This is a genomic window from Achromobacter pulmonis (genome assembly GCF_002885955.2).
GTDB lineage: Bacteria > Pseudomonadota > Gammaproteobacteria > Burkholderiales > Burkholderiaceae_B > Achromobacter > Achromobacter pulmonis_A.
In genome coordinates this window covers 250,618-266,161 of the sequence record NZ_POQS01000002.1, presented here as the reverse complement: position 1 = coordinate 266,161, position 15,544 = coordinate 250,618, and the positions used below count along the sequence as shown (strand labels likewise).

The window sequence follows — 15,544 nt, the reverse complement described above, 5'->3', positions numbered from 1 at the left end:
TGACGGGTCTGCACGAAGAAAGTCCTCACGGCGCATGCGGCCGCGAAAGATGGGAAACGGAATCAGAAGGGGGAGGGAAGCCGGACGGCCGGTTCCGCGAGGAACGGCCGCGGCCGATCGCTACCGCATGGCGGCAGACGCGATTGCGCGGGGAAGGTGGCGCGGGGAGGGCATCGGCAAGGCGGCAGCGGGCCGTGACGGCACCCGCCTGTTTTGATGAAGAGGATTCATGTCCCGGACATCAGACACCGCGCACTCCTACCGCAGACTCGGCCGCAAGGGGTTTGCAGCCGGCCGGATGAGGCCTTGCGTGGCAAGGCCATACTTTCGAATGGCCGTAGTGTGCCTGTTTAAATATTTATTGCAAGCCGCAGGACCGATGGGGCCGCAATGGGTTCGCCCATCCGGCCGATCCCCGAAGCCTTTTCGCGCCGTTACCTTGTGTGGGGCGGAGCTGCCGGCGCTCGGGCCGCGAACAAGAACTGTCAAGATTTGCATTGCTTTAACGTTGCAATTCCCGCCGCGCGATACCGTTGGGTTTTCGTTTTTGGGGAGTGGAAATGTATTCGCTATCGAAGCGTTGCGGCGCGGAATTCTTCGGCACGTTCTGGCTGGTGCTGGGCGGCTGCGGGGCGGCGGTGCTGGCCGCCGGTTTTCCCGAACTGGGTATAGGCTTCGCCGGCGTGGCGCTGGCTTTCGGCCTGACGGTGCTGACCATGGCGTTCGCCGTCGGCCATATTTCGGGCGGCCATTTCAATCCGGCGGTCACCGTCGGCCTGGTGGCGGGCGGCCGTTTTCCGGCCAGGGAAATCCTGCCTTATGTCATCGCGCAGGTGCTCGGCGCCATCGCGGCGGCCGCGGTGCTGGCCTGCATCGCCAGCGGCAAGCTGGGTTTCGACCTGAAGGGCAGCCATTTCGCGGCCAACGGCTATGACGCGTATTCGCCGGGCAAGTATTCGATGGCGTCGGCCCTGATTACCGAAATCGTCATGACCGCGGGCTTTCTGTTCGTGATCCTGGGCGCCACCAGCAAGCGGGCGCCGGCCGGCTTCGCCGCCATTCCCATCGGCCTGGCGCTGACGCTGATCCACCTGATCAGCATTCCGGTGACCAACACGTCGGTCAATCCCGCCCGTTCCACCGGACCGGCGCTGTTCGTCGGCGGCTGGGCGCTGGAGCAGTTGTGGCTGTTCTGGGTGGCGCCCATCGTCGGCGCCATCATCGGCGCCATCGCCTACCGGCTGGTGAGCGATCCGGGCCAGGAGTAAGCGGCCGGCGTCCGGAGCGCCCGGACGCGGGCGATAATGGCAGGCTTGCCGTCACCTCAAGCCTGCCATGACCGGACTTTCCATCGCCACCCATCTCACGCTGGCCATGCTGCTGGGCGCCGCCGTCGGCCTGGAGCGCCAGTGGCGCCAGAACTACGCCGGCGTCGTCACGCACGCGCTGGTCGCGCTGGGCGCGGCCGCCTACACCGCGCTGCCGGCGCTGCTGGACGCAGGCAGCGACATGCGCCTGGGCAGCCAGGTGGTGACCGGCATCGGTTTCCTGGGCGCGGGCCTCATCATGCGCGACGGGCTCACCATCCGCGGCCTGAGCGCCGCGGCCACCATCTGGGCCACCGGCGCCGTGGGCGTGCTGGCGGGCTACGGCTTTCTGGCCGAGTCCGGCGCGGTGGCGGCGCTGATCCTGGTGACCAACGTCGTGCTGCGCGGCGGCGCCAGGCTGGTCGACCGCTACGTGCCCGAGGCGGAAACCGAGGAACGCTACTACAACATCGCGCTGACCTGCGCGTCGGCCGACGAAGCCCTGGTGCGCGCCGAACTGCTCAACGCGCTGGGCAAGCACAGCCTGCGCCTGCGCGGCGTGGAAAGCCAGCAGCGCGACGCCGGCCGCTCCGAGGTGACGGCCGTGGTCTATTCCATGCGCCAGGAAGACGAGCGCGTGGAGAAGCTGGTGGGCAGCCTGAGCCTGCTGCCGCAGACCTACTCGGCCAGCTGGACTTCCGACACCGGCAACGCCTGAGCCGCGCCGGCCAAGGTTGTACATTACGCACTATCACCCGCTACATCTCCACAGGATTCACCCGCCATGACCGCGCCGCAAGTCGTCATTTCCCCTTCCATCAACTGCGCCAACGATCTGCCCTTCGTGCTGTTCGGCGGCATCAATGTGCTGGAATCCCGGGAGCTGGCGCTGCGCGCCTGCGAGGAATACCAGCGCGTGACGCGCAAGCTGGGCATCCCCTACGTATTCAAGGCGTCCTTCGACAAGGCCAACCGTTCCTCGATCCATTCCTACCGCGGTCCGGGGCTGGAAGAGGGCATGCGCATTTTCGAAGAGGTCAAGCAGACCTTCGGCGTGCCGGTCATCACCGACGTGCACGAGCCCTGGCAGGCCGCGCCGGTGGCCGAGGTCGCCGACATCCTGCAGCTGCCGGCCTTCCTGGCCCGGCAGACCGACCTGGTGGTGGCGCTGGCCAAGACGCAGCGCGTGGTCAACATCAAGAAGCCGCAGTTCCTCAGCCCGACCCAGATGCTGAACATCGTGGAAAAATTTACCGAGGCCGGCAACGACAAGCTGATCCTGTGCGACCGCGGCACCTGCTTCGGCTACGACAACCTGGTGGTGGACATGCTGGGCTTCGGCGTCATGAAAAAGGTGACCGGCAACCGCCCGCTGATTTTCGACGTGACCCACGCGCTGCAGCAGCGTTCGGCGCTGGATGCGGCCTCGGGCGGACGCCGCGAGCAGGTCGCCGAACTGGCGCGCGCCGGCATGGCGGTCGGGCTGGCGGGTCTGTTCCTGGAGGCGCATCCCGATCCCAGGAACGCGAAATGCGACGGCCCCAGCGCATTGCCCCTGGACAAGCTGGAGCCCTTCCTCACCCAGCTGAAGATGCTGGACGACCTGGTGAAATCCTTTGCCCCGATCGACATCGAACCCTGAGCCCGGCGGCCGTCATGGCCGCGCCAAGTTGTTATACGATCCTGGCCACGTTCTATCAGGGAGGCCCGGATGTCTTTGTATGTAATCGTCGCCGTCCGCAAGGAGCCCGTCAGCGGGCATGTGGCCTATGTGCGCTGGGGGCAGGCCGAGCGCGGCGTGCCCGGCTGGGTCACCGAGCCGGTGACGGCGGCGGCTTCGGAAGTCATCGAACTCATCAAGGACGGCGCCCAGGTCGAAACCGCCATGAGCCTGGACGGCATGAGCGTGGCCTCGCGTCCGGTGCGCGTGCTGGTCGACGATGACGGACGCGAGCATCTCGCGTCCGTGCCCGTGCCCAGCTCCACGCTGCACACGCTGTTCGACCTGCCGGAATTCTGAGCCGGCCGCTCAGCGCCGGCCCTGCGCGAAGTTCTGCAGCGCTTCGCCGGCCAGGCGGTAGCGCACCCATTCATCCTGCGGCAGCGCCCCGATCGAGCGGTAGAAATCGATGGCCGGCTCGTTCCAGTCCAGCACGCTCCATTCCAGCCGGCCGCAGCCGTTGGCCACCGCTTCCTGCGCCAGGTGGCGCAGCAGATCGCGTCCGGCGCCGATGCCGCGGTGTTCCGGCGTGACGTAGAGGTCTTCCAGGTAGATGCCGTTGCGGCCCAGCCAGGTCGAGTAGCTGTAGAAGTACACGGCGTAGCCGATCACCCTGCCGTCCAGCAGGCACATCAGCGCCTTGGCCGGCGCGCCCTCGGCGAACAGCGTGCGCCGCACGTCCTCGACGCTGGCGATCACCTCGTGGGCGGCGCGCTCATAGATGGCGAGTTCGGTGATGAAGGCATGGATCTGGGCCGCGTCCGTAGGGGCGGCGGGGCGGATTTCGAGAGTCACGGGATATTCCTGCTGTATTTCTGCTTTTAGGGACGCTTATCCTACCGCGAACCCCGGCCTCGGGATTTCCCTTACTTGCGTGGCGGGCGGCGGGGGGCGATTCTTGGGACGGATCTTGCCCGCGCGTCCGGATGGATACTACAGAGAGCGTTCTCTATGCCTGAGCCCGGCCCTGCCTCCGCCCATGCGCCAGCCGCCGGGCGCAAACGGCGTCGCCTGTCATGGATCTGGCTGGTGCCCATCATCGCGGCGGTCGGCGGCCTGTTGCTGGTGGTGCGCGTCTGGATGGAGGCGGGCCCCACCGCCACCATCGGCTTCCAGACCGCCGAAGGCCTGGAAGCCGGCAAGACGCAGGTGCGCTACAAAGAGGTCAATGTCGGCCTGGTCGAACGGGTGGCGCTCAACCCCGACCATTCCGGCGTCATCGTCACCATACGCCTCGACAAGGAAGCCGCCAGCCTGCTGCGCGAAGGCACCCGGTTCTGGGTGGTGCGCCCGCGCCTCGGCCTGAGCGGGGTGTCGGGGCTGGGCACCCTGTTGTCGGGCGCCTACATCGGCGTCGATCCCGCCAGCCGCCCGGACCCGAAGAATGATCGGCACACGCCGCAATCGACCTTCACAGGCCTGGAGATCCCGCCCGAAGTCACGCAGGACCGCGCCGGCAAGCGCTACACGCTCAAGGCCCGCGACCTGGGTTCGCTGGACGTGGGCTCGCCGGTCTACTACCGGCGCATACCGGTGGGGCAGGTGGTGGGCTACCAGCTCGACCGCACCGGCGAGGGCGTGGACGTGCAGGTGTTCATCGACGCGCCCAACGACGCCTACGTCAATGCGGCCACGCGCTTCTGGAACGCCAGCGGCGTGGACTTCAGCGTGGACGCGCGCGGCCTGCAGATGCGCTCGCAATCGCTGCTGTCGGTCATCGTGGGCGGCGTGGCCTTCGATACGATCGAGCAGCGCGAACGGGTGGTCGCCAAGGCCGACGACGAATTCGTCATCTTCCCATCCGAGAGCGCCGCGCGGGCCCAGCCCGACGGCGTGCCGCTGCATATCCGCATGCGTTTCGACCAGTCGGTGCGCGGCCTGACGGTCGGCGCGCCCATCGACGCCTATGGCGCCACCATCGGACAGGTCGATTCCATCGGCCTGGAGCTGGACCGCGAGACCAACCAGTTCTATGCGATGGTCGGCGCCACGCTGTATCTCGAGCGCCTGGGCGCCAAGACCGTGGGCGAGATCCGCGAATACTCCGGGTCCTCGCTGGAGCATCCCAGCGGCAAGCTGCTGAGCGCCATGATAGAGCGCGGCATGCGCGCGCAGCTGCGCATCGGCAACCTGCTGACCGGCCAGCTGTACGTCGCGGTGGCGGTGTTTCCCGACGCCAAGCCGGTGGCGTTCAAGATGGAGCCCAGGCCGCTGATCCCCACCGTGCCGAACAACCTGGACCAGCTGCAGCAGCAGGTCAACAGCATCCTGGCCAAGCTGGAGCGGGTGCCGTTCGAGGCGCTGGGCACGGAACTCAACCAGTTGCTGCGCGGCACGGCCAGCCTGGTCAGGCGGCTGGACACCGGCCTGGCGCCGCAGGCGCAGGCCGTGCTCAAGCAGGCCAGCCGTTCGCTGGCGGCGGTCGGCGGCGTGCTCAGTCCCGAGGGCGACCTGCCGGTCAGCGCCGGCACGGCCTTGCAGGAGCTGGCGCGCGCGGCCCGCTCGCTGCGGGAGCTGGCGGACTACCTGCAGGCCTATCCCGACGCGCTGCTGCGCGGCCGCGCGCCGGACGGCCAGGCCCAGCGCCAACCCGCCGCGCGCTGATCCCCGTCCGGGCATGGCGCTTGCTGACGGGGCGGGCGGCCCCTACGCCGGCGCTCATGGCGGCGGCGGGGCGTCCGAGAGGGTCAGAGCATGGATCATAGTGAAATGATGGCGCGCATGATCACGCAGCCCGTCGCGCCGGGCAGGTTCGACCATTGGGACGGGATACTGTCCGCTTACGCGGATTGCCTGATACAGGTGCAGGCCAAGCTGTCGGACGCCGACCTCAAGCGTTTCCTGGACGTGGGGGCGCTGGTGTTCCGCAGCTGCTGCCAGGAAGAGGCGCGGCAGCGCTGGACCGCCGAGGAACTGGCGCTGTATCACCGCAAGCCGCCGCAGGACGCCTGACCTCAGAACAGGCAATGGCGCAGGGCGAACTTGCGTCCGAAGGCGCGGACTTCGTCGCCGTCGACCGAGGCCGTCACGTCCCAGCGGCCGCCCCGGGTGATCAGGATGGAGCGGCTGGCGCACGCATGGCGCAGCGCGAATCTCCAGAAGTCGGCCTCGGAGCCCAGCGGCTCCAGGTCGTGGGGGCCGATCAGCAGCCTGGCGGGCCGCGGCGTGGCGCCCAGCGTCCATCGCAGCGCGATCCCCAGGAACGCGAAACGCGCGGAGAACGACGATGGCTGCACGCACAGCACGCGGATTCCATTGTTCATGGCCGGTACCCTCCAGGTAGGAGCAGCGTAGCAAACCCGCCCGCGCGCTTCCATACCGCCTTTGGCGGACCGGCCCGCTAGCGCCGGCGCGCGATCCGCGCCTGCAGCAGCAGGGCCGCGGCGGGCGCCAGCGCGAACGCGCCGAACAGCCATTGCGCGGCGCGCTGCGCGCCAGTGACGCCGCCCGGATCGGCCAGGCCCGCGCTGTTGGCGATGACGCCGGCCAGCGCCGCGGTCAAGGCCGTGGCGTACAACTGCACCGTGGTGATGGACGAGGAGGTCAGGGTCTCTTCGCCGGGCGGCGCCGCGTTGAAGATGCGGGTCAGCAGATGCGGCCAGCTCAGGCCGATGCCGAAGCCGACCCCGGCCAGCACCAGCACGTAGACGGCCAGCCCCGCTTGCGACTGCAACAGCGCCGTGCGCGGCGTCATGAGGGCCAGTGCGGCCAGCGCGGCCAGGATGACGGCCGGGCTCAGGCGCACCAGGAAGTCGGCGGCCGGCCCGCTGCGGGTCGAGCTGGGCATGGCGGCCAGCGTCCAGCCCGCCGCCATCGCGGCCGTCATGTAGCCGGCGGCCAGCGGCGACATGCCATGGATCACCTGCAGGAAGTACGGCACGAAGATCTCGGTGGTGATGGCCGCCACCACCAGGCACATCAGCGCGTACAGCGCGCCCAGCGGCGAACCGATGCGGTAGGCGCCGGTGGGCAGCAGCCGTTTGGCGGCACGCGTATCCACCGCCGCGATCAGCGCCGCGATCGCCAGCCCGGCGGCGATGCCCGCCAGGTTCCAGCCCAGGCTGGTGGACAGGCTGGCCGCGGTGATCGCCAGCACGCTGACCACCAGCAGGCCCAGCGTCGACCAGGGCAGCGACGTCGGCCTGGCCGGCCGCGAGGCGCTCCTGCCGCCCACCTTCAGCGCCACGATCAGGGCCAGCGCCGCCGCCGCGGGCAGCAGCGCCCAGAAGGCCAGCCGCCAGTGCCCGGCCTGCGCGAAGATGCCGCCGATGGCGGGGCCGCACAAGGTGGCCACTCCCCACATGCCGGACACCAGCGCCATGGCGCGCGACCACAGCGCCGGCTCGAACACCAGCCGGATCAGCGCGTAGCTGAGCGCGAACAGGATGCCGCCGCCCAGGCCCTGCACGCTGCGCCCGGCCAGCAGCCAGGGCATGGACGGCGCCAGCGCGCAGGCCGCCGATCCCACCGTGAACACCAGCACCGCCAGCAGGTACGCGGCGCGCGGCCCCAGCGCCTCGATCAGCCGGGCCGACAGCGCCGACCCGACGATGGACGTGACCACGAACAGCGTGGTGTTCCAGGCGTAGTACTCCAACCCGCCGATGTCCTGGATCACGCTGGGCAGGATGGTGGTGACGACATACACGTTGATGGCGTGCAGCGCCACGCCGCCGGCCAGCGCAATGGAGCGCAGCGCGTTGCTTCCGCGCAGCAGCGCCGCCCAGGAGGCGCCTGTGACCCGGGGCGTGCCGGAGGGGGTGCGGGTGTTCACGCGGTCTGTCCGCCTTGCATGAAAATGATTGAACGGGAAATCGATGGGGGCCGATGGTATGCGCGTCGCCGGCCGGCCGCAAATCGCGGGCGCGGCAAGGGCCGCATGGCCTGCGCGCGGCGGCGCCGGGACCCGGGCAGATAGAATGGCGGGACCCGAGTGTCCCAGGAGCAGGCCATGTCCCGAACCGTCGTCAATCCCGATACCGTATTCGACTCCGTGCAGTACGGCTTCAGCCAGGCCGTGATCGTGACCGGCCAGCGCCGCATGCTGCTGTCGGGCCAGGTGGGCGTCGACGCCCAGGCGCGCACGGTGAGCCCCGGCCTGCAAGGGCAGACCGAAGCCGCGCTCGACAATGTCGAGCGCGTGCTGGCCGCCGCGGGCGGCAGGCTGGATCAGGTCATCATGCTGCGCATCTACATCTGCGAGACGGTGCGCGAGGACCAGGAGGTGATCGCCCAGGCGCTGCGCGACCGTTTCCCGCAGGACCCGCCGCCGTCGTCCTGGATCATTGTCAGCGGCCTGTCGCTGCCGGAATGGCTGGTCGAGATCGAAGCCGAAGCCATGCTGGACTGACGCGGCCTAAACCTGGGCGCGCCACGGCGGCGTGGCGAAGGCCGCCCGCAGGTGTGCGAGGAATCCGGCGGTGCGCGCGGCCAGTTCCTGGCGCGATTTCACCAGGGCCACCACGTTGGCCTGCGGCAGGGTCCAGCCGGCCAGCAGCGGCACCAGCCGGCGCGCCTGCAGGTGCGCCGCCACGTCCCATTCCGAACGCACGATGATGCCGTGCCCGGCCAGCGCCCACTCCACCGCGGTTTCGCCGGCGTTGCTCGACAGCACCGGCGCGATGCGCACGCCGACCGCTGCGCCGCGCCCCTGCCTGAAGCGCCACAGCGTCACGTCCTCGTCGTTTTCGCGCAGCGCGATGCAATCGTGCCCGCGCAGGTCTTCCGGCTTGGCGGGCGCGCCGCGGCGCGCCAGGTAGGCGGGAGCGGCGCATAGCAGGCGGCGGTTGGGCGCCAGCGGATGGGCCACCAGCGTCGAATCGCGCAGTTCGCCGATATGGACCATGACGTCCCAGTCGTCGGCGGCGAGCCGGGGCGGGCCGTCCGACAGCGTGAGGCTGGCGGTGAGGTTCTCGCTGCGCTCGCGGAATTGCGCCACCAGCCCGGCGACGTAGCGCTGGCCGAAGCCCAGCGGGGCGACCACGCGCAGATGGCCCGCCACCACGCCGCGCCGGCCCGCCAGTTCGTCGGCCAGGTCGCCCAGTTCCGCGCAGATCTGCTCGGCCCGCAAGGCCAGCAGCCGGCCCTCGTCGGTCAGCGCCGTGCCGCGCCCGGAGCGGTTGACCAGCCTGACGCCCAGGCGCTTTTCCAGCGCATGCAGGCGCTGCGTGACGGCCGGCGGGGTCACGTCCATCATGCGGGCCGCCTCGGCCAGCGAGCGGGTCGCCGCCAGGCTCAGGAAAAAGCGCAGGTCGTCGGTGGTAATCATTCAGCGTCGCATTAATGGATGATTAAGTCGATATTAAACACGGGAGGGCGCCGCCGCGCCATACTGGCAGGCATTCCAATCCGCCATGCCGAGACGCCCATGACCGCCGCCGCCCCATCCACCGTGGACTCCCTGGACACCCCGTGCCTGCTGCTCGACGAGACCCGCATGGCGCGCAACATCGAGCGCCTGAACGCCTTGATGGCCGGTCATGGCGTGCAGTTGCGCCCGCACCTCAAGACGCCCAAGTCCATCGAGGTCGCGCGCCGGCTGATGTCCACGCCGCAAGGCCCGGCCGCGGTGTCGACGTTGCAGGAGGCCGAGCAGTTCGCCGCCGCCGGCGTCACCGATCTGCTGTACGCCGTCGGCGTCTCGCCGGCGAAACTGGACCGCGTGCTGGCGCTGCGCCGCCGCGGCGTCGATCTGACCGTGGTGGTCGACAGCATCGAGGCGGCGCAGGCCGTGGCGCGCCGCGCCCGCGACGCCGGCGACCCCATTCCCGCGCTGATCGAGATCGACTGCGACGGCCACCGCGCCGGCGTGCAGCCCGGCAATACCGAGCAGCTGCTGGCCATCGCCAGGACGCTGCATGAGCAGGGCGCCTGCCTGCGGGGAGTTATGACCCATGCGGGCGAATCCTATGGCTGCGACAGCATCGAGGCCATCGCCGACATGGCCGAGCAGGAAAGGCAGGCCGCCGTCAGTTGCGCCGAGGCCATCCGCAAGGCCGGCCTGCCGTGCCCGGTGGTCAGCGTGGGCTCCACGCCCACGGCGCATTTCGCGCGCAGCCTGGACGGCGTGACTGAGGTGCGCGCCGGCGTATACGTGTTCTTCGACCTGGTGATGGCGGGCCTGGGCGTGTGCGAGGTCGACGACATCGCGGCCACCGTATTGACCACAGTGATCGGCCATCAGCCCGACAAGGGCTGGGTACTGGTGGACGCCGGGTGGATGGCCATGTCGCGCGACCGCGGAACCGCCAGGCAGCGCGTCGATCAGCTGTACGGGCTCGTCTGCGACGCCTCCGGCAAGGTCTATCCCGATCTGCTGCTGGCCGAGACCAACCAGGAGCAGGGCATCATCAAGGTGCGTCCCGGCAGCGCAGCGGCCCTGCCGGACCTGCCGCTGGGCGCCAAATTGCGGATCGTGCCCAACCATGCCTGCGCCACCTGCGCCCAGCACGACGCGTATGAAGTCGTGCGCGACGGCTCGCCCGAGGTGGTGGCGCACTGGGAACGCTTCCGCGGCTGGTAGGGCGGCGCGGGGGCGCGCCTATAATGCGTGCGCCTCAATGCCTTCGGGGAGATGGTTCGCATGCAGTACGAATATCTGTTCTGGTCCATGGCCGCGGTGGTGGCGGCGGCGCTGGCCGGCGGCGCGCTGTGCGGCCGCCTGGGTTCCGTCAAGCATGCGCCCGCGGGTGTCGCCGCGCTGGCGGCGGCCGTGTTCGTGGTGGTGTTCGTGCTGTCGCGCCGCGGCGGCTTCAGCGATCTGTCGGTGATGCTGTCGATCGCCGCCTTCATGTTCAGCTTGGTGATCGGCGCCGCCGCGTCGCTGCTCACGCGGCGCATTCTGCGGCGCCGCTGAGCCTGCCGGCGCCTCATTCCTCGGCGTCGAAATCCTCGTCTTCGTCTTCCTCGTCCTGCTCCAGGGCGTCATAGCCCTTCCAGGTGATGCGCCAGCGCGTCGCGCCCGCATTGGCGGCGGTTTCGCTGACCTGCTTGACCAGGCCTGCATCCTCGAGCAGGTCGAGATGATGCGCGACCAGCTGCAGGGCTTGTTCTTCGGGATGCGGCGCCAGGGCCGCGTTCTTGATGTCGTGCGTGCTCAGGTTGGGGCCCGGCGCGTCGCGCAGGGCGCCCAGAATCGTGACGACCAGATCGAAATCGCGTTGCATGATGTCCACCATGTAGGGAAGGGATCAGTCCGACGATAGCAGAGTTCGGCGGCGGCAATGCGACAGCGGCTGCGCCCGGGTTACAGTCCAGGCTTTCCGATAACCGACAGTGCATACACCATGAAAAAACCCGCAGAACGCGATTGCCTCGCGGTGGTCCCCGGCTATTCGGGCCAGGCCGCCAAGCTGTTCCTGTCGCGCGGCGACGACGAACGGATCGACGGCGTGACCGTGTTCGACCTGCTGGGCCACGTCAAGCAGCAGGGCAGCGCCGAGGCGGCCGCCGCCTGGATCGGCGACTGGCTCGCGCAGGATGCCGGCAACCGCAAGGCCCGCCGCACCCAGCTGCAGGCGCAGTTGTTCGTCTGCAAGCTGGCGGACGATGAAAAGTCCGCATTCCTGGCCGCCCAGAAGCCGCTGCGCGATGCGCTGGCCGCCGCAGGCGTGCAATGCCGCAACGTGGCGGCCACCTCGGGCGCGGCGCGCCGCTCGCTCGGTCCGAATGTCAGGAAGCCCTAGCCCAAGGCTGTTATAGTCGCGCCTGGGCGTGCGTGTGCACCCGCGAGGTGCGTGCCCGGGCGGGCCTGTCCCGCGAATTTAGGAAGATGGAACATGGAAATTGTAAGTCGGCAGGTTGCCGACGTGGCGGGCGGCGTTGAGCTGCACACCACGCTGGACGGCGAAAGCATCAGCGTCTACGTGGTCGTGGGCGTGACCGATCTGAATGCGATCGCAGACATTGTGCCGCGCGCAAAAGTCGATGCGGGGGCGGATATACACGCCGCGAATGTCGACAATGTTGATAATGCGCAAGAACAAATCGACCAGGTCCTGGAAAATATGAATCCCGGCGACGTGGCGGTTTTCCTTTGCTCGGGTCCCGATGCTTTTGGCGCGGCACTCGATTTGTTGGGTTTACCTATCGACGAGTAAGCCTGGCGGCAAACCAAAGTGCTAGTCCAAACGGCGTATGCAGGGTGTGCGCAGGTGGGGACGGCATTTATATAAGCCTTGATTGTTTTTTTATGATGTATGGGTGTTTACACCTATGCAGGACCTCTTATTGCCTATGAATTCGTGTGTATTTTGTGCGCCGTTTCCCTTTGTTGCATTATTGGCACGCAATTTTTAGGATTATGTTGACTTATGAGGGGAACCTAACGATAGTGTCGGCACACGATCACAAGCGTTGCGATTTTCGTTCAGTGCCGTGCCTTTTCCGGCTCAGCGTTATTGTTCTACTGTCCCCTCCTTGATTGATTCGTGACCTCCGGGCATTTGCCCATTATCTCTAGGAAATACAGTATGGAAACCGGCGTCGTTAAGTGGTTCAACTCGGAAAAGGGCTATGGCTTCATCACTCCGGAAGCGGGTGGCAAGGATCTGTTCGCCCACTTCTCCGAAATTCAGGGTACGGGCTTCAAGTCCCTGGAAGAGAACCAGCGCGTCAGCTTTGTGACGGCCAATGGCCCCAAGGGCCCGCAAGCCACGAAAATCCAGGTCCTGTAAGGTCCTGAGTTTTTCGAAGAAGCCCCGCTAGCGGGGCTTTTTTGTTTTTCGGCCGCGGCCCCGGCGCCGCGGGCGCGTTATTCTCTGGCTATTCCCACCGCCGCCAATCAAGCAGGATCGCGCCCACATGACCGAATCCACCGCCACGCCGCTCGCCATCCGACCGCAGGACGTCGTTTCCTTCTGGGTCGATGCCGGGCCGCAAAAATGGTTCAGCAAGAATCCCGAGTTCGACGCCGAGTTCCGCGTCCGTTTCGAGGACGCGCACCGCGAGGCGGCCGCGCGCCGGCTGGACGGCTGGCTGGATGACGCCACCGGCGCGCTGGCGCTGATGATCCTGCTGGACCAGTTCCCCCGCAACGCCTACCGGGACACGGCGCACATGTACGCCACCGATCCTCTGGCCCAATACTTCGCCGAGCGCGCCATCGCGGCCGGCCACGACCTGGCCGTCGACCGGCAGCTGCGCCCGTTTTTCTACCTGCCGTTCGAGCATGCCGAAAACCTGGCGGCGCAGAACCGCGCCGTCGCGCTGATGGAGCCGGTGGACGCGGATTCACTGCATTGGGCGGTCCTGCATCGCGACATCATCAAGCGTTTCGGACGCTTTCCGCATCGCAATGGCGCGCTCGGCCGGCAGACTACGCAGGCCGAACAGGAGTTCCTGGACGCCGGCGGATTCGCGGGCTAGCCACTTGGTATCTTTATGTTTCCTGACGTGGCAACTTGAAAAATAAACCGGTGCGCGCATTTGTTTGACGATTTTCGAGGTTCGCCAATACACTGGGTTCAGCGAGATTTTCAAGCGACGCGGTTTGCGTTTCTCTTGTCGCCGTCAGTGGTGCAGCGGTTGTTTCCTCTCCCATCCTTGATGATCTGGCGCCCCGCGAGCAATCGCTTTTCATAGGTCAAGGACACTCCATGGCAACCGGCATCGTTAAGTGGTTCAACGCCGAAAAGGGTTATGGCTTCATCATGCCCGACGACGGCAGCAAGGATCTTTTCGCGCACTACTCCGAGATCCGCAGCGAAGGCTACAAGTCGCTGCAGGAAAACCAGCGCGTCACCTTCGACGTGGGCACCGGGCCCAAGGGGCCCAGTGCGAAGAACATCAAGGTCGCGGCCTGATCTCAGCGGCCGCATGAAAAAACCCCACGCGCATGCGTGGGGTTTTTTTTCGCCTCCGCGTAGCCGCGGCGCCGTCAGTGCTTGGCGTGGCTGGCGGGCGTGGAGAGCTTGTCGACCAGCGCGATGCCCAGCGCCGAGAAGATGAACAGGGCATGGATGATGGTCTGCCACATGACGCCGGCTTCGGTGAAGCGCGCGTTGGCCGTGCCCAGCGTACCGGCCTCGATGAAGGTGCGCAGCAGGTGGATCGACGAGATGCCGATGATGGCCATGGCCAGCTTGACCTTGAGCACGCTGGCGTTGACGTGGCTGAGCCACTCCGGCTGGTCGGGATGGCCTTGCAGGCGCAGCCGCGAGACGAAGGTCTCGTAGCCGCCGACGATCACCATCACCAGCAGGTTCGAGATCATGACCACGTCGATCAGGCCCAGCACCAGCAGCATGATCTCCATCTCGCCGAAGCTGGTGGCGTGCGTGAGCAGGTGCCACAGCTCCTTCAGGAACAGCATGACGTAGACGCCTTGCGCCACGATCAGGCCCAGGTACAGCGGCAGCTGCAGCCAGCGGGAACTGAAGATCAGGCCGGGCAGCAGGCCCAGGCGGGGAGGGGAGTTATGAATCATGTTGGGTGCGAGCCGTAGATGTGTGCGAAAAAAGCGGGCGCAATTCTATCAACGGCATGTGGCGGCGTGCATCCGTTTTCATGACGGCGGGCCATGGCCGATAGCACGATTGCCCGCCGTCTGCCGGGGTTTTATGTAAGAAAAACTGGCATTTGCGAAACTGTGTGCCGAAACGTTCGGAGCACATTGGCCATATATAGAATTGCCGCCTCGTTGGCATAGAGCCACTCAAGAGGAGTTTGTTCCCATGAAGATCCGCTACACCGTGGCCGCGTTGGCCGTCGCGCTTGCCCCTTATTCCGCCTCGCATGCGCTGGACATCGGCGGACTGGTCGGCGCCGGCAGCAAGGTCGTGCAGGCCGCCACGTTGAGCGACGCCGAAATCAAGACGCTTTCGGACAAGTCGTGCGCCCAGAGCGATTCGCAGGAGAAGATCGCCGCGCCCGGCAGCAAGTACGACGCCCGCCTGCAGAAGATCGCCAAGGCGCTGGGCGGCACGGTCAACGGCCAGAAGGCCAGCTACAAGGTCTACATCACCAAGGACGTGAACGCCTGGGCCATGGCCAATGGCTGCATCCGCGTCTACAGCGGCCTGATGGACATGATGACCGACGACGAAGTGATGGGCGTGGTCGGCCACGAAATCGGCCACGTGGCGCTGGGCCACAGCAAGAAGGCCATGCAGACCGCCTACACGGTTTCGGCCGCGCGCGACGCCGCCGGCGCGGCGGGCGGCGCGACGGTCGCCGCCCTCAGCTCGTCGCAGCTGGGCGACCTGACCGAGAAGTTCATCAACGCGCAGTTCTCGCAATCGCAGGAAAGCGCCGCCGACGACTACTCGTTCGACCTGCTGCAGTCCAAGAAGCAGAACACCCGCGGCCTGGTGACCGCGTTCCAGAAGCTGGCCGAACTGGACGGCGGCAAGAGCGATATGATGAGCTCGCATCCGTCCTCGGCCAAGCGTGCGCAGCACATCGAAGAGCGCATCGCCAAGGCCAAGTAAGGCGCTGGCAGGCGTTTTTCCGCCCCATGCGGAGTGGAAAACGGGGCGCGAGTATCCGGACTTATCCGGGTGCTCGCGCCTCTTTGCGT

General features: G+C 67.1%; 21 protein-coding genes. 15 read left to right on the top strand and 6 right to left on the bottom strand.

What is annotated here, in order from left to right; genetic code table 11:
* Nucleotides 1-560 precede the first annotated feature (560 nt).
* The 4 genes from aqpZ (at nucleotide 561) to C1I89_RS07225 (ending at nucleotide 3,327) form a co-directional block, all read left to right on the top strand.
* On the top strand, nucleotides 561-1,268 hold the full coding sequence (aqpZ, locus tag C1I89_RS07240) for an aquaporin Z (protein WP_102772113.1): 708 nt from the start codon (nucleotides 561-563) through the stop codon (nucleotides 1,266-1,268).
* Nucleotides 1,269-1,335: 67 nt separating this feature from the next.
* Complete coding sequence (locus tag C1I89_RS07235; RefSeq protein WP_102772112.1) at nucleotides 1,336-2,025, top strand: MgtC/SapB family protein; 690 nt, start codon at nucleotides 1,336-1,338, stop codon at nucleotides 2,023-2,025.
* A 66-nt stretch (nucleotides 2,026-2,091) separates the two neighbouring features.
* Nucleotides 2,092-2,949 carry a 3-deoxy-8-phosphooctulonate synthase gene (gene kdsA / locus C1I89_RS07230; RefSeq protein ID WP_102772111.1) on the top strand — a complete coding sequence of 286 codons (858 nt, stop codon included), beginning with the start codon at nucleotides 2,092-2,094 and terminating at the stop codon, nucleotides 2,947-2,949.
* 69 nt (nucleotides 2,950-3,018) lie between these two features.
* A complete protein-coding gene (locus tag C1I89_RS07225; RefSeq protein ID WP_102772110.1) occupies nucleotides 3,019-3,327 on the top strand; it encodes a carbohydrate isomerase in 309 nt (102 codons plus the stop codon).
* Nucleotides 3,328-3,336: 9 nt separating this feature from the next.
* Here C1I89_RS07225 and C1I89_RS07220 read toward each other — a convergent pair whose 3' ends face one another.
* Complete coding sequence (locus C1I89_RS07220) at nucleotides 3,337-3,822, bottom strand: GNAT family N-acetyltransferase (protein ID WP_102772109.1); 486 nt, start codon at nucleotides 3,820-3,822, stop codon at nucleotides 3,337-3,339.
* Nucleotides 3,823-3,978: 156 nt separating this feature from the next.
* Here C1I89_RS07220 and C1I89_RS07215 point away from each other — a divergent pair, with 156 nt between their 5' ends.
* Nucleotides 3,979-5,631 (top strand): PqiB family protein, encoded by a 1,653-nt coding sequence (locus tag C1I89_RS07215; protein ID WP_102772108.1) that lies wholly within the window; start codon nucleotides 3,979-3,981, stop codon nucleotides 5,629-5,631.
* 90 nt (nucleotides 5,632-5,721) lie between these two features.
* Complete coding sequence (locus tag C1I89_RS07210; protein WP_102772107.1) at nucleotides 5,722-5,979, top strand: hypothetical protein; 258 nt, start codon at nucleotides 5,722-5,724, stop codon at nucleotides 5,977-5,979.
* Nucleotides 5,980-5,981: 2 nt separating this feature from the next.
* Here C1I89_RS07210 and C1I89_RS07205 read toward each other — a convergent pair whose 3' ends face one another.
* The gene (locus tag C1I89_RS07205; protein WP_102772106.1) at nucleotides 5,982-6,290 is read right to left on the bottom strand and encodes a hypothetical protein; all 309 of its coding nucleotides are present in this window, start codon (nucleotides 6,288-6,290) and stop codon (nucleotides 5,982-5,984) included.
* 77 nt (nucleotides 6,291-6,367) lie between these two features.
* Nucleotides 6,368-7,801, bottom strand: a complete 1,434-nt coding sequence (locus C1I89_RS07200; RefSeq protein ID WP_102772105.1) for an MFS transporter — start codon at nucleotides 7,799-7,801, stop codon at nucleotides 6,368-6,370.
* A gap of 177 nt (nucleotides 7,802-7,978) precedes the next feature.
* On the opposite strand from C1I89_RS07200, the gene C1I89_RS07195 reads away from it, so the two are divergent.
* The gene (locus tag C1I89_RS07195) at nucleotides 7,979-8,377 is read left to right on the top strand and encodes a RidA family protein (protein WP_102772104.1); all 399 of its coding nucleotides are present in this window, start codon (nucleotides 7,979-7,981) and stop codon (nucleotides 8,375-8,377) included.
* A 6-nt stretch (nucleotides 8,378-8,383) separates the two neighbouring features.
* On the opposite strand, the gene C1I89_RS07190 is transcribed toward C1I89_RS07195, so the two are convergent.
* Nucleotides 8,384-9,295 (bottom strand): LysR family transcriptional regulator, encoded by a 912-nt coding sequence (locus C1I89_RS07190; protein ID WP_102772103.1) that lies wholly within the window; start codon nucleotides 9,293-9,295, stop codon nucleotides 8,384-8,386.
* Between the two features lie 99 nt (nucleotides 9,296-9,394).
* On the opposite strand from C1I89_RS07190, the gene C1I89_RS07185 reads away from it, so the two are divergent.
* Complete coding sequence (locus tag C1I89_RS07185) at nucleotides 9,395-10,549, top strand: DSD1 family PLP-dependent enzyme (RefSeq protein WP_102772102.1); 1,155 nt, start codon at nucleotides 9,395-9,397, stop codon at nucleotides 10,547-10,549.
* Between the two features lie 60 nt (nucleotides 10,550-10,609).
* A complete protein-coding gene (locus C1I89_RS07180; protein ID WP_102772101.1) occupies nucleotides 10,610-10,882 on the top strand; it encodes a hypothetical protein in 273 nt (90 codons plus the stop codon).
* 13 nt (nucleotides 10,883-10,895) lie between these two features.
* On the opposite strand, the gene C1I89_RS07175 is transcribed toward C1I89_RS07180, so the two are convergent.
* Entirely contained in the window at nucleotides 10,896-11,192 is a 297-nt protein-coding gene (locus tag C1I89_RS07175) for a DUF2513 domain-containing protein (protein ID WP_102772823.1), read from the bottom strand.
* Nucleotides 11,193-11,312: 120 nt separating this feature from the next.
* On the opposite strand from C1I89_RS07175, the gene C1I89_RS07170 reads away from it, so the two are divergent.
* From C1I89_RS07170 to C1I89_RS07145, 5 genes are all read left to right on the top strand, one after another.
* Entirely contained in the window at nucleotides 11,313-11,711 is a 399-nt protein-coding gene (locus C1I89_RS07170) for a hypothetical protein (RefSeq protein ID WP_102772100.1), read from the top strand.
* Between the two features lie 93 nt (nucleotides 11,712-11,804).
* Nucleotides 11,805-12,125: a hypothetical protein gene (locus C1I89_RS07165; RefSeq protein ID WP_102772099.1), complete on the top strand. Its 321-nt coding sequence runs from the start codon at nucleotides 11,805-11,807 to the stop codon at nucleotides 12,123-12,125.
* Between the two features lie 372 nt (nucleotides 12,126-12,497).
* Nucleotides 12,498-12,701, top strand: coding sequence for a cold-shock protein (locus tag C1I89_RS07160; protein ID WP_102772098.1), 204 nt, complete (start codon nucleotides 12,498-12,500; stop codon nucleotides 12,699-12,701).
* Between the two features lie 127 nt (nucleotides 12,702-12,828).
* Nucleotides 12,829-13,392: a DUF924 family protein gene (locus C1I89_RS07155; protein ID WP_102772097.1), complete on the top strand. Its 564-nt coding sequence runs from the start codon at nucleotides 12,829-12,831 to the stop codon at nucleotides 13,390-13,392.
* Between the two features lie 230 nt (nucleotides 13,393-13,622).
* Nucleotides 13,623-13,829: a cold-shock protein gene (locus C1I89_RS07145; protein WP_042794090.1), complete on the top strand. Its 207-nt coding sequence runs from the start codon at nucleotides 13,623-13,625 to the stop codon at nucleotides 13,827-13,829.
* 74 nt (nucleotides 13,830-13,903) lie between these two features.
* On the opposite strand, the gene C1I89_RS07140 is transcribed toward C1I89_RS07145, so the two are convergent.
* On the bottom strand, nucleotides 13,904-14,452 hold the full coding sequence (locus C1I89_RS07140; protein WP_102772096.1) for a TIGR00645 family protein: 549 nt from the start codon (nucleotides 14,450-14,452) through the stop codon (nucleotides 13,904-13,906).
* A gap of 247 nt (nucleotides 14,453-14,699) precedes the next feature.
* Here C1I89_RS07140 and C1I89_RS07135 point away from each other — a divergent pair, with 247 nt between their 5' ends.
* On the top strand, nucleotides 14,700-15,455 hold the full coding sequence (locus tag C1I89_RS07135; RefSeq protein WP_102772095.1) for a M48 family metallopeptidase: 756 nt from the start codon (nucleotides 14,700-14,702) through the stop codon (nucleotides 15,453-15,455).
* Nucleotides 15,456-15,544: the final 89 nt, after the last annotated feature.

Coding starts and splice junctions, on each gene's coding strand:
- aqpZ (WP_102772113.1), top strand. CDS start 561: ATGTATTCGCTATCGAAGCGTTGCGGCGCGGAATTCTTCGGCACGTTC.
- C1I89_RS07235 (WP_102772112.1), top strand. CDS start 1,336: ATGACCGGACTTTCCATCGCCACCCATCTCACGCTGGCCATGCTGCTG.
- kdsA (WP_102772111.1), top strand. CDS start 2,092: ATGACCGCGCCGCAAGTCGTCATTTCCCCTTCCATCAACTGCGCCAAC.
- C1I89_RS07225 (WP_102772110.1), top strand. CDS start 3,019: ATGTCTTTGTATGTAATCGTCGCCGTCCGCAAGGAGCCCGTCAGCGGG.
- C1I89_RS07215 (WP_102772108.1), top strand. CDS start 3,979: ATGCCTGAGCCCGGCCCTGCCTCCGCCCATGCGCCAGCCGCCGGGCGC.
- C1I89_RS07210 (WP_102772107.1), top strand. CDS start 5,722: ATGGATCATAGTGAAATGATGGCGCGCATGATCACGCAGCCCGTCGCG.
- C1I89_RS07205 (WP_102772106.1), bottom strand. CDS start 6,290: ATGAACAATGGAATCCGCGTGCTGTGCGTGCAGCCATCGTCGTTCTCC.
- C1I89_RS07195 (WP_102772104.1), top strand. CDS start 7,979: ATGTCCCGAACCGTCGTCAATCCCGATACCGTATTCGACTCCGTGCAG.
- C1I89_RS07190 (WP_102772103.1), bottom strand. CDS start 9,295: ATGATTACCACCGACGACCTGCGCTTTTTCCTGAGCCTGGCGGCGACC.
- C1I89_RS07185 (WP_102772102.1), top strand. CDS start 9,395: ATGACCGCCGCCGCCCCATCCACCGTGGACTCCCTGGACACCCCGTGC.
- C1I89_RS07180 (WP_102772101.1), top strand. CDS start 10,610: ATGCAGTACGAATATCTGTTCTGGTCCATGGCCGCGGTGGTGGCGGCG.
- C1I89_RS07175 (WP_102772823.1), bottom strand. CDS start 11,192: ATGCAACGCGATTTCGATCTGGTCGTCACGATTCTGGGCGCCCTGCGC.
- C1I89_RS07170 (WP_102772100.1), top strand. CDS start 11,313: ATGAAAAAACCCGCAGAACGCGATTGCCTCGCGGTGGTCCCCGGCTAT.
- C1I89_RS07165 (WP_102772099.1), top strand. CDS start 11,805: ATGGAAATTGTAAGTCGGCAGGTTGCCGACGTGGCGGGCGGCGTTGAG.
- C1I89_RS07160 (WP_102772098.1), top strand. CDS start 12,498: ATGGAAACCGGCGTCGTTAAGTGGTTCAACTCGGAAAAGGGCTATGGC.
- C1I89_RS07155 (WP_102772097.1), top strand. CDS start 12,829: ATGACCGAATCCACCGCCACGCCGCTCGCCATCCGACCGCAGGACGTC.
- C1I89_RS07145 (WP_042794090.1), top strand. CDS start 13,623: ATGGCAACCGGCATCGTTAAGTGGTTCAACGCCGAAAAGGGTTATGGC.
- C1I89_RS07140 (WP_102772096.1), bottom strand. CDS start 14,452: ATGATTCATAACTCCCCTCCCCGCCTGGGCCTGCTGCCCGGCCTGATC.
- C1I89_RS07135 (WP_102772095.1), top strand. CDS start 14,700: ATGAAGATCCGCTACACCGTGGCCGCGTTGGCCGTCGCGCTTGCCCCT.